This window comes from Acidovorax radicis N35, assembly GCF_000204195.1.
GTDB classification, from domain to species: Bacteria; Pseudomonadota; Gammaproteobacteria; order Burkholderiales; family Burkholderiaceae_C; genus Acidovorax; species Acidovorax radicis.
In genome coordinates this window covers 594,947-607,821 of sequence record NZ_AFBG01000018.1, presented here as the reverse complement: position 1 = coordinate 607,821, position 12,875 = coordinate 594,947, and the positions used below count along the sequence as shown (strand labels likewise).

General features: G+C 65.0%; 13 protein-coding genes. 4 read left to right on the top strand and 9 right to left on the bottom strand.

The window, feature by feature from the left end:
* Positions 1–19: 19 nt before the first annotated feature.
* Positions 20–925, bottom strand: a complete 906-nt coding sequence (locus tag ARADN35_RS0108435) for a hypothetical protein (protein ID WP_010461052.1) — start codon at positions 923–925, stop codon at positions 20–22.
* A 385-nt stretch (positions 926–1,310) separates the two neighbouring features.
* Here ARADN35_RS0108435 and ARADN35_RS0108430 point away from each other — a divergent pair, with 385 nt between their 5' ends.
* The gene (locus ARADN35_RS0108430) at positions 1,311–2,309 is read left to right on the top strand and encodes a PhnD/SsuA/transferrin family substrate-binding protein (RefSeq protein WP_029413715.1); all 999 of its coding nucleotides are present in this window, start codon (positions 1,311–1,313) and stop codon (positions 2,307–2,309) included.
* A 49-nt stretch (positions 2,310–2,358) separates the two neighbouring features.
* On the opposite strand, the gene leuD is transcribed toward ARADN35_RS0108430, so the two are convergent.
* Genes leuD through ARADN35_RS0108415 form a run of 3 tightly spaced genes read right to left on the bottom strand, consistent with a single transcriptional unit; the run spans position 2,359 to position 5,356 of the window.
* Positions 2,359–3,018 carry a 3-isopropylmalate dehydratase small subunit gene (gene leuD, locus ARADN35_RS0108425; RefSeq protein ID WP_010461048.1) on the bottom strand — a complete coding sequence of 220 codons (660 nt, stop codon included), beginning with the start codon at positions 3,016–3,018 and terminating at the stop codon, positions 2,359–2,361.
* Positions 3,015–4,433 (bottom strand): 3-isopropylmalate dehydratase large subunit, encoded by a 1,419-nt coding sequence (leuC, locus tag ARADN35_RS0108420; RefSeq protein ID WP_010461045.1) that lies wholly within the window; start codon positions 4,431–4,433, stop codon positions 3,015–3,017. The genes leuD and leuC overlap by 4 nt, the downstream gene beginning before the upstream one ends.
* Positions 4,430–5,356, bottom strand: coding sequence for an alpha/beta fold hydrolase (locus ARADN35_RS0108415; protein WP_010461043.1), 927 nt, complete (start codon positions 5,354–5,356; stop codon positions 4,430–4,432). Before ARADN35_RS0108415 ends, leuC begins: the two co-directional genes overlap by 4 nt.
* A 121-nt stretch (positions 5,357–5,477) precedes the next feature.
* Here ARADN35_RS0108415 and ARADN35_RS0108410 point away from each other — a divergent pair, with 121 nt between their 5' ends.
* Together ARADN35_RS0108410 and ARADN35_RS0108405 are read left to right on the top strand one after the other, a co-directional pair.
* Positions 5,478–6,401, top strand: coding sequence for a LysR family transcriptional regulator (locus ARADN35_RS0108410; protein WP_010461042.1), 924 nt, complete (start codon positions 5,478–5,480; stop codon positions 6,399–6,401).
* 30 nt (positions 6,402–6,431) lie between these two features.
* Entirely contained in the window at positions 6,432–6,776 is a 345-nt protein-coding gene (locus tag ARADN35_RS0108405; protein ID WP_010461040.1) for a FlxA-like family protein, read from the top strand.
* Between the two features lie 101 nt (positions 6,777–6,877).
* Here the strand turns inward: ARADN35_RS0108405 and ARADN35_RS0108400 are convergent, their stop codons facing one another.
* Together ARADN35_RS0108400 and ARADN35_RS0108395 are read right to left on the bottom strand one after the other, a co-directional pair.
* Complete coding sequence (locus ARADN35_RS0108400; RefSeq protein ID WP_010461038.1) at positions 6,878–7,522, bottom strand: hypothetical protein; 645 nt, start codon at positions 7,520–7,522, stop codon at positions 6,878–6,880.
* A gap of 81 nt (positions 7,523–7,603) precedes the next feature.
* A complete protein-coding gene (locus tag ARADN35_RS0108395; protein ID WP_010461036.1) occupies positions 7,604–8,164 on the bottom strand; it encodes a DUF1003 domain-containing protein in 561 nt (186 codons plus the stop codon).
* Positions 8,165–8,431: 267 nt separating this feature from the next.
* On the opposite strand from ARADN35_RS0108395, the gene ARADN35_RS26070 reads away from it, so the two are divergent.
* Complete coding sequence (locus tag ARADN35_RS26070; RefSeq protein ID WP_010461034.1) at positions 8,432–9,028, top strand: lipocalin family protein; 597 nt, start codon at positions 8,432–8,434, stop codon at positions 9,026–9,028.
* Between the two features lie 94 nt (positions 9,029–9,122).
* On the opposite strand, the gene ARADN35_RS0108385 is transcribed toward ARADN35_RS26070, so the two are convergent.
* The 3 genes from ARADN35_RS0108385 to ARADN35_RS0108375 are packed head-to-tail and all read right to left on the bottom strand — an operon-like array spanning position 9,123 to position 12,857.
* A complete protein-coding gene (locus ARADN35_RS0108385; protein WP_035196820.1) occupies positions 9,123–10,742 on the bottom strand; it encodes an ABC transporter ATP-binding protein in 1,620 nt (539 codons plus the stop codon).
* A gap of 14 nt (positions 10,743–10,756) precedes the next feature.
* Positions 10,757–11,803, bottom strand: a complete 1,047-nt coding sequence (locus tag ARADN35_RS0108380) for an ABC transporter permease (RefSeq protein WP_035196876.1) — start codon at positions 11,801–11,803, stop codon at positions 10,757–10,759.
* Positions 11,804–11,825: 22 nt separating this feature from the next.
* A complete protein-coding gene (locus tag ARADN35_RS0108375) occupies positions 11,826–12,857 on the bottom strand; it encodes a microcin C ABC transporter permease YejB (protein ID WP_010461028.1) in 1,032 nt (343 codons plus the stop codon).
* Positions 12,858–12,875: the final 18 nt, after the last annotated feature.

The following is a 12,875-nucleotide window of genomic DNA, read 5'->3' as shown; positions in this document are numbered from 1 at the left end:
GTTGTGTTCTCCCTGCGGTTCAGTGGCTGCTGCCCGTGGTGGCTGCGCTGCCCTTGTTGTGGTCGCTGTCCTTGTCTTCAGTGCTTTCGTCGCCGCCACCTTCATCGGGGTCGCTGTCCTCATCAGCGTCGTCGCCCTTGAGGTCCTTGTGCGTGGAGACGATGTAGTACAGCGGCAGCACGATGGCCAACACCAGGCCCAGGCCCAGCCAGAGCCAGAAGCCCTTGAACAGCAGCACGGTGACCACCGTGAACACGAAGGCCTGCAGCAGGCCCTTGAGCCCTGCGCGCAGCAACAGCACGGCAATCAGGCCCTTCACAGGCGATACGCCGCTTTTGCCCATGGCCTTGGCCATTTCGATGAAAGCCTCAGCCGCTTCCTGGCCCTTCTGTTTGCGCTCGGCTTCCTGTTTGCGCAGCTTTGCCACGGACACGGGCTTGCCAGGGTCTTTGGAACAGTCGTACTCGTCTTCAGGCCCTTCATCGGCAGAACCGGCTGGGTGGTCCGGGTCTGCAGGCTCCACGATGCTGCGGCGCTCAGGGTGCTTGTCAAAGAATGCCTGGCGCGACACCCATTGGCCGTCGTCAAAGTGCATGCGTTCGGTCTCACCCACCTGGTCGTAAAACACCTGGAGGACGGCCGCCTTCAACCCATGGGAAAACAGTGTTTCGAGCGCCCGCAAGGGCAGATCGCCACTGGTACCCGTGTCAAAACGCAGCAGCAGGTGGGACGGCGTGGCCGACACCTCCTGGTTGAACCACTCTTCATCCCACAACGCCGCCAGGTCCGCCCCGCCGAGCTTGTCGGCCCAGCGTTGCGCCTGCTCGGTGTTGCCGGTTACCAGGTATTGATAGACCAGCTGGCCGAATTTGAGCTTGATCGGGTCTTCAAAAAAGAGGTGAAGGGTATGGGCGTTTTGCGACATGGCTCTGCGTTGTGAAGGACGGACTGGAGGGTTTGTGGAATGGAACGAATTGTTACAGAGCTCCAGGCCGCTGTCCTTCACCACGTTGTCCATCCACGCCACAGTGCACTTGACGCCGTGTCCACCGCGCCTTCCTCATCCGCGCACCTGACGAGAAACTGGTCCCGTCCTTCCCACTGGCATGGCACCGCGCAACAACGCCCAGGCGCGGCCCCTTGCGGCGGTGGACGGCGACGCCCGGCAGCTGTCCACAAGTCGCACGGGTTACTGCAAGCCCCTCGCCTTCATGCATACTGGGCAGACCATGGCCCACGGGCGCGCACCTGTGCCACACAGCTGCAGCCGGCCTTGCGAAACCCAACAAAAATTTCAGAGGGAAATCACCATGCGATGTGATGCACGTTTTTGCGCGCTTTTGTCAGGCGCTACGTTGATGCTGGGCCCCGTGGCCGCACAAACCGACACCCCCACGAACACCCCACAGGCCCGTGCGGCAGCGGCCCGTGCAGCCGCCGCCCCGGCGCCCATCGCCAGCGGCCCGCGCGAAAAACTCGTGGTGGCCATGCCCAAGACCTACGCCAAAAGCGAAACCATGTTGTTGTGGGGCGACTACTTCAACCACCTGGCACGCTGCGGAAACATTGATCTGCAGAACCTGCAGGGCGAATCGCTGGAGCGCAGCACCAACATCGACGTGCTGGCAGAAAAGGAACTCATCGACAGCCTGGTGGCCGGCAAGGCCCAGCTGGCCCAGGTGAACCCTGGCCTGGTGCCACAACTGGTGGCCGCGGGCCAGCCCACGCCGTTTGGCGTGCCGGGCAACAAGGCCAGCGGGCAGCGCAACTCGTACAAGCTGATCCTCATCTCGCGCGTGGACAGCCCTTTCACCAAGCCACAAGACCTGGTGGGCAAGAAGATTGCACACACCACGCCCACCTCCAACTCCGGCAACCTGGCACCGCGCGCGCTGTTCCCGGCCATCGGGCTGGTGCCGGACCAGAATTACGAGGTGGTGTTCTCCAATGGCCATGAGCGCTCGGTGACGGGCGTGATGCACGGCTTTTACCCCGCCGCTGCCGTGGCCAGCGACCTGTACCAGCGCATGGTGGTTAAGGGCGATGTGAAGGGCTCCAGCATCCGCACGCTGTGGGAGAGCCCGCCCTTCATGACGGAGACCTGGACGATGGGCAAGGATGTCTCGCCCGAGCTGCAGGCGCGCGTGAAGAAGTGCTCGTACAGCTACAGCTTCTCGCCCAAGCTGCGTCAGCTGCTGCCGGGCAACGACACCTTCCTGCCCATCAACTTCGAACGCGACTTCGCGACCGTGATGGAGGTCTACAACAAGACCCAGAAGGCGCAGGCGGCCAAGGGCGCAGCCAAGTAAGCAAGCCTTTGGGTCGACGGCGACTACCCCCGTGGTCGCCGCACCAGGCTCAGCCGCCTGTGGCGGCCAATAGCCGCTCGCGCGTGCGGCGCGCCACATCCTTCACCCACGGCTGCGCCGCCCAGTGCTGGTCTGCAAACGCACGGATCTGGTCGGCGTGGCTCAGCGACACGCCGATCACGTCCAGCCCCTCCAGAAACATGCGCTGGTGCCGGTCAGACAGCACAAAACCCGCGCTGCGCCCAGGGCTGCGCACCATGCGCTGTTGCACGTCAATCGTGAGCGCCAGCGGCCCTGGCTGCGCGGCCGCTTCGGCCACAAAGGCCTGCACATCGTCCTCAGCCACCATGGCCAGCAGCAGGCGGTTGTTGAGCGCATTGGAGTAAAAAATCTCGCCAAAGCTCGACGCCACCACGGCCTTGAAGCCGTATTGCTGCATGCCCCACACGGCGTGTTCACGGCTGGAGCCGCAGCCGTAGTTGGCGCCCGCAATGAGCACATCCACGCCTGCAAACGCGGGCTGGTTGAGCACGAAGTCGGCGCGCGGCTGGCCTGCCCCGTCAAAGCGCAGGTCGTACAGCAGGCCGGGTGCCAGGCCCGATTTGTCGATGCCACGCAGAAACTGCTTGGGCATGATCTGGTCGGTGTCGAGGTTGGGCGTGGCCAGCACGGCGGCGCGGCCGCGAACAAGAGCGTTGTCGGTGGTCATACAGCAATTTCCAGGTTGCGCACATCGGTGATGCAGCCCGTGATGGCGGCTGCGGCGGCCATGGCCGGGCTCATCAAGTGGGTGATGGCGCCCCGGCCCTGCCGCCCTTCGAAGTTGCGGTTGGTGGTGGAAGCGCAGCGCTGGCCGGGGGCCAGCACGTCGTCGTTCATGGCCAGGCACATGGAACAGCCGGGCTGGCGCCACTCGAAGCCCGCAGCCACCAGGCGCGCGGCAATGCCTTCGGCCTCGGCCTGGGCTTTTACGGCACCCGAGCCTGGCACGACCATGGCGCGCACGCCGCTGGCCACATGGCGGTGGCCGACGATGCGGTCCACCTCACGCAGGTCTTCGATGCGGGCGTTGGTGCACGAGCCGATGAACACATGCTGCACGGGCACGCCCTGGAGCGCCTGCCCGGCACAAAGCGCGGTGTAGCGCAAGGCCTGCTCCGCGCTGCTGCGCTGGGCCGCATCGGCGATGTGGGCGGGCAGCGGCACGGTGGCATCGATGGCCATGGCCTGGTCGGGGCTGGTGCCCCAGGTCACATAGGGGGCGACATTGCTGGCGTCGAAATGGTGCTCCACATCAAACGCCGCATCCCCATCGCTGTGCAGGGTGGCCCAGTGCGCCAGGGCCCGTTCGCGCCACGCCCCGGTGATGTCGGGGGCCCGGGCCAGCACATAGTCAATGGCCGCGGCGTCGGGCGCGATCAAGGCGCCGCGTGCGCCCGCCTCCACCGCCATGTTGCACAGCGTGAAGCGCGCCTCCACCGACAGCGCGCTGATGGCGCTGCCGCAAAACTCCACCACATAGCCGCGCGCGCCCTGGGCACCAATGTGGCGGATGACCATGAGGATCAGGTCCTTGGCCGTGGTGCCGGTGGGCAACACGCCATCCACGCGGATGCGCATGTTCTGCGCGAGCCGGTACACCAGGGTCTGGGTGGCCAGCACGTGCTCGACCTCGGACGTGCCGATGCCAAACCCCAGGGCACCCAGCGCACCGTAGGTGGTGGTGTGGCTGTCGCCGCAGATGATGACCATGCCGGGGCGGACCATGCCATGCTCAGGCGCCACCACGTGTTCGATGCCCTGCAGCGGGTCGTTGGTGTCGAACAGCGGGATCTGGTGCCGCTCGCAGTTGGCCTTCAGGTTGCGCGCCTGCAGGGCCGAAGGTGGGTCCTGGATGACGCGGTGACGCACCGGGTGCGTGGGGATGATGTGGCTCACCACCGCCACGTTCTGCCCCGGCATGGGCACGCCGCGCCCGGCCTCATGCAGGCCTGCAAAGGCCTGGGGACTGGTGTATTCGTTCATCAGGTGCAGGTCGCAAAACAGCAGCACGTTCTGCGCGTCCAGCACCGTGACGGTGTGCGATGCGACCAGCTTCTGGTACAGGGTCTGGGGATGGGTCATGGTGTGGCTTCCAGCAAGAAGGGCAAGGCGGCGGTCAGCAGGGCATCGGGCGCCTCTTCGGCGATGTAGTGGCCGCAGGGCAAGGCGTGGCCGCGCACATCACGCGCCACGCGCTGCCATTCGGCCAGGGGCTTGAAGCATTGGTGCACCACGCCCTGCTCGCCCCACAGCGCCAGCACCGGCATGGCCAGGTGGCGCCCTGCAGCGCGGTCGGCCCGGTCGTGCACCAGATCAATGCCGGCGGCGGCGCGGTAGTCCTCGCAAATGCCATGGGCTGTGCCCGGAAGGGCCAGGCAGCGCGCGTATTCGGCCAGTGCCCGGGCATCAAACGGCGCCAGGCCCGCGCTGCGTCGGCCCATCACGTCGCGGATGTAAGCAGCAGGGTCGGCCTCGATCAGCCGTTCGGGCAGCGGCGCGGGCTGGATCAGAAAGAACCAGTGCCAGTAGGCGCGGGCAAAGGCGTCGCTGGTCTGCTCATACATCGCCAGGGTAGGGGCAATGTCAAGCAGCACCAGGCGCACCACGGCATCGGGGTGGTCGGCCGCCAGCCGGTGGGCCACGCGGGCGCCCCGGTCGTGCGCCAGCACGGCAAACCGGGTGTGGCCCAGGTGCTGCATCACGGCCAGCATGTCGGCGGCCATGGTGCGCTTGCTGTAGAGCGCATGCTCTGCATCACCGTTGCCTGGGGCCGGGCTCCCCAAGGGCTTGGCCGAGTCCCCGTACCCCCGCAGGTCGGCCAGTACCAGCGTGAAATGCTGTGCCAGCGCGGGCGCCACCTTGTGCCAGATCGCACTGGTTTGTGGATGGCCGTGCAGCAGCAGCAGCGGCGGCCCACTGCCGCCCACCAGGGCGTGGATGTGCTGCCCGTCGGGCGTGGCTACGCGGTGGGGAGTGAAGCCGGGGAAAAGTGGGGTGGTGGCCATTGGGGTTTGTCTCCGGCAGATTGGTGGTGTTCTGTCTGACGGGCATCTTATGAGTGATTGAAAACGGCATAAAGTCATTCAAAATCACTTCATTCATAAACCAAAAGCACGAATAAACCCTATGGACGGCTTTTCGGACCTGCGCTTTTTTGCTTTGCTCATGAAGGAAGGCAGCCTGGCCGCCGCAGCGCAGCAGATGGGGATCACCCCCCCGGCTGTGAGCCGGCGCCTGGCGCAGCTGGAGCACCGGCTGGGCGTGCGGCTATTGCACCGCACGACGCGCCGCATCAGCCTTACGCCCGAGGGCGAGACCTACCTGCTCGACGGTGCGCGCATCCTCGGCGATCTGGAGGCGCTGGAGCGCACAGTGGCGGGCGCGCGCAGCTCTCCGCGCGGGCTCATCAAGCTGGCCGCCACGCTGGGCTTTGGCCGCGCACACATTGCACCTGCCTTGTCGGCGTTTGCACGCGCCTTCCCTGAGGTCGAGGTGCAACTGCACCTGACCGACCGGCCCGTCAACCTGGTGGAGCAAGGTTTTGACGCCGTTGTGCGCTTTGGTGATTTGCCCGACTCGCGACTGACCGCGCGCCGGCTGCTGGCCAACCAGCGCGTGTTGTGCGCGTCACCCGCTTACCTGGCCTTGGCGGGCGAGCCCACACAGCCCGCTGACCTGCTGGCCCACCAGTGCATCGTGATCCGCGAGAGTGACGAAACCTATGGCACCTGGCACTTGCGCCAGGGCGAGCGGCAAGAAACCCTGAAGGTGCGCGGCATGCTCAGCACCAACGATGGCGCAGCCGCCACGGTCTGGGCACTGGAGGGCCATGGCGTGCTCATGCGGTCGGAATGGGATGTGGCGCCACATCTGGCCGCAGGCCGACTACAGCGCGTGCTGGCCGGGTGGATGCTGCCCGCTGCGGACGTGACCCTGGTCTATCCAACCAAAAGTGATCTGTCAGCCAAAACGCGGGCCCTGGCGGATTTCTTGCGGGAGTGGTTTGCACAGCGCCCCACGGCAACGCAGCGCACAACAAACAGTGCTTGAGATGGCCCATTCCGTGCCGATAACAAGGGGATGCAAATCTCCGGCGCCAACTCCACCAATGCTGCCTCCCGCGGGGCGGCCAGCAGCAACATCGCGAAGCTTCAGAAACAGCTGCGTGAGTTGACCGACGAACTGCGGGGCGTAGCCGGACAGGACATCGACGCCAAGGCCAAGCAGGAAAAGATCAAGCTGCTGCAGGCGCAGATCCAGATGGTGCAGCAACAGATTGCTGCCATTGCACGGCAAAGCCAGCAGGAGCAGGCCGCCAGACAACAGCAGGCCCAGGCGACCAGGGACCCGAGCACGAAAGCGGCACCCGCACCTGCAGGCCGTCGCACACCTGGCCTGGGTGACACCGTCGACACTTTTGCGTGAGCACGGCGACCCGTGGGAATCGGGTCGGTGGGTGAAACTCTCAGAAGAGCGCTATTTTTTCCATAGCAAACAGCGCTTTACAAAAAAGCGCTGCAGGCACTTCAACCCGTAGAGAGTCCCGCCCCGCTCGCAACGGGTGTCAGCGTGATGGCGGCAAAAGGCATGTGGTGCATCAACTCGCGCAGGACCAGCAGCGTGGCGGCCAAGGTGGGGCTCGCGGGCAACCCCTCGTGTGCAGGAGGCCGGCCTTGGGCCACGGCGGCAAGGCGGTTGAACAAACGCTCCATGGCCTCCAGGGGCAAAACCCGGGTGGGTGCTTCGGCAACACCCGCCAGGGTGGCGATCTCGTGCAGGGCGGGGTCTGTGGAACATGGAATCACCACCACCCCTTCGGGTACCCATTGGCGGTGGCGCGTGTGTGCCGCATAGACCTCGTCTTCCACCCAGGCGATGGCCGTCTCCAGTTCCAGCGGGGTGGGTAGCGTGCTGCGGAAAAAATCACGCGCGGTCTTCTCGCTTCCCAGGGCGAGCGTCAGCACCACGGACGGCGTTGTTGGGTCGATTCCCGTTGCCAACAGGGTGTGCTCGGCGCCCATGTGCAAGGCGGTGACGCATTGACCGGGTGCAGCCAGCCCGTGCGCCTGCCGGTACAGGGCAGAGATATCAAAACGGGGCTCGGCGACTTGGGGCAGCAGCGAGGCTGACGGACTGTGGGATGCAAAGGGCGCGGGCCGGGGTGAGGTCATGGTGGCTCCGATTCTTCAAACAGCGGCGGTGCGGGCGAGCGATGGCGGTCAGCGCAGGCCCGTGTGGGCTCGCGCATCTTTTCACGGCTTTACCGGTGGGGCAACAAAACGCTGGTGAATCTCTACCGTCAACGCCTCGATGCGTGCCGTGAGTTCGCGGGTCTGTTCGGTGAGCAGGGTGTTCTGCTGAAGCAGCTCTAGCACCTGTGCCGCGCTCTGGGCGGCGATGGACTGGCGCTGCTCATTGGCAATGGCCAGCGCTTCGCGGTGCTGCGCATCAGCTTCCGCATGGCTTTTGTCCCGCGCAGCCTGCCGCGTCTGGGCCAGCAGGATAAGCGGGGCGGCATAGGCCGCCTGCAGGCTGAACGCCAGGTTGAGCAGGATGAACGGATAGAGGTCGAACTTGGCGATGCCCAGTACGTTGATGAATATCCAGGTGGCCACGATCAGCGTCTGCGCCCCCAGAAACAGGGGCGTGCCAAAGAAGCGCGCAAAGGCCTCCGCCCGCAGTGCGAACCGGTCCGTCCCGAACGTGGGCGCCAGATGCGCATGGCGCCGATGAAAGCGCAGGTGGTCGGTTGGTGGAGGGCCCTCTGCAGAAGGTGCTGCGGGGTGTGCGGGGTGATGGGCAGGGGCAGTCATGGGTTCTCTCCAAAGCGGGCCGGGCGTTCGCGCAATCGGCAAAACCGTTGCTGCACTCTACGCGCTCGCCCATCCACACACCTGCACATCCGCAAATGGGGGCGCCGCCCCTTGCTGCCGGGCTCTGACAAGCGCTGACAGCGCGCTCCTACAGGCCCTGTGCGGCACCCTGCCTAAAGTCAGATCCATCGATAAACGAGCCTTTGCGCCACCCCAACCGGCGCCGCCCTTTCCAGCCACACGCCCACAACACCGCCGGAGCACCCCATGCGTATTCATGCCCAGCCACGCCGCCCCTCACCATGGCCCCTGGTGGTCGGCGCAGCCGCCTTGATGGCCGCGCTGGCACTGACTGCCTGCTCCACACCGCGCACGCCCGAGGGCATCCAGCCCGTGACGGGGTTTGACGTGGACCGCTACGCAGGGCACTGGCACGAAGTGGCACGCATCGAAAACTCCTTTGAGCGCGGCCTGACCCAGACCAGCGCCACCTACAGCCGCAATGCCGAAGGCACGATCAAGGTGGTCAACCGTGGCTATGACCCGGTACGCAAGGTGTGGAAGGAAGCCGAGGGCACGGCCCGCTTTGTGGACGATCCCACGCGCGCTGCACTCAAGGTGTCATTCTTCGGGCCTTTTTACGGCGGCTACAACGTGGTGGCGCTCGATGAAAACTACCAGTGGGCCATGGTGGTGGGCTCGAGCAAGGACTACCTGTGGGTGTTGTCACGCACCCCCACCCTGCCCGGACACGTGCGCGAGCACCTCATGGAGCGGGCGCAGACGCTGGGTATGGACGTGCGCAGGATTCTGTGGACACCCCCTGCCAGCGAACAACATGCCCGGCGGGCCGTGATGACCTGAGAAGGTACGACCCGGCCATTTCGAGAATGCTATATTTTCAATAGCGCACTGCGCTTTACCAGCAAGCGCTATCGGCTATTTTCATCAAAATTCATCAGTCCAAAACCGGCACCGTGGCCGCCGCCACCAGCCGCTGGGTGTACGGATGCTGCGGCGCATCCAGCACGTCTGTCACGCTGCCGCTTTCGAGCAGGGCACCGTCCTTCATCACCACCACGTCGTGCGCCATGGCACGGATGACATCCACGTCGTGGGTGATGAGCAGGTAGCTCAGGCCCTTCTCTTTTTGCAGGCGCTGCAGCAAGCCCAGCACCTGCTGCTGGATGGTCACGTCCAGGGCGCTGGTGGGCTCGTCCAGCACCAGCACCTGGGGTTGCACGATGAGCGCCCGGGCGATGGCCAGGCGCTGGCGCTGGCCGCCAGAAAATTCATGCGGGTAGCGCTCGAGCAGGCGCGGGTACTGTGCTTCGGCAAGCCCCACCTCCTCCAGGGCCGCCTCGACGCGGGCGCGGCGCTGGGCCACGGTCAGTGTGGGTTCGTGCACCTTGAGGCCCTCGCCCACGATCTCCTCCACCGTGAGGCGCGGAGACAGCGATGAGAACGGGTCTTGAAACACCACCTGCACCCGGCGGCGCAGCTGCTGGTTGGCCGGTGTATTGCGCATGGCGGGCTGCTGCCATGCCTGCCCACCCACCTGCAATTCGCCTGCGTAAGGCAATAGGCCCAGGATGGCTTGGGCCAGCGTGGATTTTCCCGAGCCGGACTCCCCCACCACACCCAGCGTCTGGCCTGGCAGCAACTGCAGCGCGGCGCCCTGCACAGCCACAAACTCGCCCTTCTTGAACCACCCTCGCACACCGGGCAGCGGCGTGGGGTACACCACGCGCAGGTCCTGCGTCTTCACGACCGGGGCGGTGCCTGCGGGCGGGTCGACCTCGACCACATCGCGGCGGGGCTGGCTAGCGATGAGGCGCCGGGTGTAGGCATGCCGGGGGGCGCCAAACACCTCGGCCACGGGGCCCTGCTCCACCAGCACGCCCTGCTCCATCACGGCCACGCGGTCGGCAAAGCGGCGTACCAGGTTCAGGTCATGCGTGATCAGCAGCACCGCCATGCCGTTCTGACGCTGCAGGTCGCTGAGCAGGTCGAGGATCTGGCCACGCAACGTCACATCGAGTGCGGTGGTGGGTTCGTCGGCCAGCAGCAGCTTCGGCGCGCTGGCCAGGGCCATGGCGATCATCGCGCGCTGGCGCTGGCCGCCTGAGAGTTGGTGCGGGAAGCTGTTGGCACGGCGCGCAGGCTCGGGGATGCCGGTCTGGGCCAGCAGCTCGACGGCGGCCTGCGCGCACTGGGCCCCGGTCAGGCCTTTTTTGAGCTGCAGGATTTCTGCAATCTGCAGGCCAATGGTCATCAGCGGGTTGAGCGCGGTCATGGGCTCCTGGAACACCATGGCGATGTCGCCACCACGCACGCCGCGCATCTCGCGTTCGGTCAGCGCCAGCAGTTCTCCACGCCCCTGCAGCAGCGCCTGGCCGGAGATGGCTGCATCGCCCGCCAGCCGCAGCAGGCTCAGCGCCGTGATGGTTTTGCCCGAGCCGGACTCACCCACCAGCGCCAGTTTTTCGCCCGCTGCAATGCTGAAGTTGACGCCCCGCACCACCTCTTTGGCGCCAAAGCGAACGTGGAGGTCCTGAACCTGCAACAAAGGGGTCATGGCCGAAGGGGTGGTCACTGGTCGGCCTTTCGGGGGTCCAGGGCATCGCGCAGCGCGTCGCCCATGAAGGTCAGCAGCAACAAGGTGGTGACCAGCACCGCAAAGGTGGACAGCGAAATCCACCACGCATCAATGCTGTTCTTGCCCTGGTTCAGCAGCTCACCCAGCGACGGCGTGCCCGGTGGCACACCCAGGCCCAGGAAGTCGAGCGAGGTCAGTGCCAGGATGGCGCCACTCATGCGAAACGGCAAAAAGGTGACCACGGGCGTCAGGCTGTTGGGCAGGATGTGGCGCCAGATGATCTGAGCATTGCCTACGCCCAGGGCCCGCGCGGCCTTCACGTAGTCGAGCTGGCGGTTGCGCAGAAACTCGGCACGCACGTAGTCCGACAGCCCCATCCAGCCAAACAGCGAGAGTAGGATGAGCAGCAGCGCGATGCTGGGTGCAAACACGGCGCTGAAGATGATGAGCAGGTACAGCTCGGGCATGGAGCCCCAGATCTCGATGAAGCGCTGGAAGGCCAAGTCCGTCTTGCCCCCAAAAAAACCCTGGATGGCGCCGGTGAGCATTCCCAGCAGCACGCCGGTGACCGTGAGCGCCAGGCCAAACAGCACGCTCACGCGAAAGCCGTAGAGCAACTGCGCCAGCAGGTCACGCCCCCTGTCGTCCGTTCCCAGCCAGTTGTCGGCCGTGGGCGCAGACGGGTTGGGCGCCTTGGCAAAGTAGTTGAGCGTGTTGGGGCCGTAGGGGTTCAAGGTGTACAGCGCCCAATTGCTGCCCGCACTCAGGCGATCCTTGATGAAGGGATCGAGGTAGTCCGTAGGGGTCTCGAAGTCCCCGCCAAACGTCTTTTCGGGGTAGTCCTTCAGCATGGGGAAGTAGGTCTGCCCTTCGTAGCGCACGACGAGGGGCTTGTCGTTGCTGACCAGCTCGGCACACAGGCTGACCAGCACCAGGGCGCAGAAGATCAGCAGGCTCCAGTAACCCAGGCGGTTGCGCTTGAAGCGCAGCCAGGCACGGCGCGAGGGAGAAAGCGAAGGCGATGCGGAAGCAGAACTCATCAGGGCCATGGGTTCGTTCGGGCTAGTCAAACTTCACGCGCGGGTCGACCCACACATAACAAAGGTCACTGACCAGCTTGGTAACCAGCCCGATCAGCGTGAAAAGATACAGCGTGCCCAGCACCACCGGGTAGTCGCGGCGGATCACACTCTCATAACTGAGCAGGCCCAGGCCGTCGAGCGAGAACAGGGTCTCGATCAGCAGAGAGCCCGCAAAGAATGCGCCGATGAAGGCCGCCGGAAACCCGGTGACGATGGGAATGAGTGCATTGCGGAACACATGCTTCCACAGCACCTGCCGCTCGCTGAGCCCCTTGGCGCGGGCCGTGAGTACATATTGTTTGCGGATCTCTTCCAGAAAGGCGTTCTTGGTCAACATTGCCGTCACGGCAAAACTGCCCAGCACCATGGCCGTCACAGGCAGCGTGATGTGCCACAGATAGTCCACGATGCGCGCGCCCCACGACATCTCATCCCAGTTGGCCGACGTGAGACCGCGCAATGGAAACCATTGCAATTGCCCACCAAAAATGACCAGCAGCGCCACGCCCAGCACAAAGCCCGGGATGGCGTAGCCCACCAGGATGAGCAGCGTGGTCACCAGGTCAAACCGCGAACCGGCACGCACCGCCTTCGCCACGCCCAGCGGCACGGCCACCAGGTAGCTGATGAAAAAAGTCCACAGGCCCAGGCTGATGGAAACCGGCAGTTTTTCCTTCACCAGTTGCCACACATCCTTGTTCTGGAAAAAGCTCTTGCCCAGGTCGAACCGTGCGAACTGGCCCAGCATCTGCAGGAAGCGCTCGTAAGCGGGTTTGTCGAAGCCGTACAGCGCCTTGATCTGCTCCAGCCGTTTGGGGTCCACACCCTGCGCACCCCGGTAACTCAGGCCGCCACCTTCGGCACCACCACCGCCCACACCGGCCTTGGCCTCGGCCATGTACTGTTCCACCGGACCGCCCGGCACGAACTGGATCACCACAAAAGTCAGCAAGAGCACGCCCAGCAGCGTGGGCAGCATGAGCAAGACACGTTTGAGGATGTAGGCAAACATGGGTGGGCGGTCTTGTTG

What these genes read in the sequence shown, in the direction of transcription:
- ARADN35_RS0108435 (WP_010461052.1), bottom strand. Translation starts at nt 925, where the DNA reads ATGTCGCAAAACGCCCATACCCTTCACCTCTTTTTTGAAGACCCGATC.
- ARADN35_RS0108430 (WP_029413715.1), top strand. Translation starts at nt 1,311, where the DNA reads ATGCGATGTGATGCACGTTTTTGCGCGCTTTTGTCAGGCGCTACGTTG.
- leuD (WP_010461048.1), bottom strand. Translation starts at nt 3,018, where the DNA reads ATGACCACCGACAACGCTCTTGTTCGCGGCCGCGCCGCCGTGCTGGCC.
- leuC (WP_010461045.1), bottom strand. Translation starts at nt 4,433, where the DNA reads ATGACCCATCCCCAGACCCTGTACCAGAAGCTGGTCGCATCGCACACC.
- ARADN35_RS0108415 (WP_010461043.1), bottom strand. Translation starts at nt 5,356, where the DNA reads ATGGCCACCACCCCACTTTTCCCCGGCTTCACTCCCCACCGCGTAGCC.
- ARADN35_RS0108410 (WP_010461042.1), top strand. Translation starts at nt 5,478, where the DNA reads ATGGACGGCTTTTCGGACCTGCGCTTTTTTGCTTTGCTCATGAAGGAA.
- ARADN35_RS0108405 (WP_010461040.1), top strand. Translation starts at nt 6,432, where the DNA reads ATGCAAATCTCCGGCGCCAACTCCACCAATGCTGCCTCCCGCGGGGCG.
- ARADN35_RS0108400 (WP_010461038.1), bottom strand. Translation starts at nt 7,522, where the DNA reads ATGACCTCACCCCGGCCCGCGCCCTTTGCATCCCACAGTCCGTCAGCC.
- ARADN35_RS0108395 (WP_010461036.1), bottom strand. Translation starts at nt 8,164, where the DNA reads ATGACTGCCCCTGCCCATCACCCCGCACACCCCGCAGCACCTTCTGCA.
- ARADN35_RS26070 (WP_010461034.1), top strand. Translation starts at nt 8,432, where the DNA reads ATGCGTATTCATGCCCAGCCACGCCGCCCCTCACCATGGCCCCTGGTG.
- ARADN35_RS0108385 (WP_035196820.1), bottom strand. Translation starts at nt 10,742, where the DNA reads ATGACCCCTTTGTTGCAGGTTCAGGACCTCCACGTTCGCTTTGGCGCC.
- ARADN35_RS0108380 (WP_035196876.1), bottom strand. Translation starts at nt 11,803, where the DNA reads ATGAGTTCTGCTTCCGCATCGCCTTCGCTTTCTCCCTCGCGCCGTGCC.
- ARADN35_RS0108375 (WP_010461028.1), bottom strand. Translation starts at nt 12,857, where the DNA reads ATGTTTGCCTACATCCTCAAACGTGTCTTGCTCATGCTGCCCACGCTG.